The organism is Actinomyces urogenitalis DSM 15434 (assembly GCF_000159035.1).
GTDB classification, from domain to species: Bacteria; Actinomycetota; Actinomycetes; order Actinomycetales; family Actinomycetaceae; genus Actinomyces; species Actinomyces urogenitalis.
Map to the genome: position 1 here is coordinate 1 of NZ_DS999614.1, position 475 is coordinate 475.

1 protein-coding gene is annotated in these 475 nt (G+C 66.3%); it reads right to left on the minus strand.

Annotation, left to right across the window (positions count from 1 at the left end; translation table 11 throughout):
- Positions 1–475: YPDG domain-containing protein (locus HMPREF0058_RS12925; RefSeq protein WP_006549973.1), on the minus strand; the 475-nt coding region annotated here is incomplete at both ends.

Here is a 475-nt window from a genome sequence, read left to right on the forward strand (position 1 = left end):
CGGGGTTCTTCGGATCAGTGCCGTGGGTCTTCTCGTCACCGTCGTTCAGACCGTCGCCGTCAGTGTCGGGGTTCTTCGGATCGGTACCGTTCTTGGCCTCATCCTCGTCAGAGACACCGTCGTTGTCGTCGTCGGGGTCCGTCACGTCCGGCTGGCCGTCGCCGTCGGTGTCGAGCTTGATCACGGCGTTGACGGAGTCGTTGGTGGCGTTGGACCCGTCGGGGTAGGTGACGACGACAGGGACAGTGACGGACTCGGCGTCCGCGCCGTCCTTGCCGGCCGGGGCGACGGTCACCGAGAGGGTGCCAGTAGCCGGGTCGATCGTAATGGTGTAGCCCCCAGGAGCCTGGAAGCTCGGGTCGATCGCGAAGACCGTGCCGCTTGGGTAGGCGTCGCCCTCGTTGGTCGGCGTGACCGTGGTGGTTTTCCCTGCGGGGACAACGGTGTCGGCGTAAACCGGCTTCGGGTCGACCGT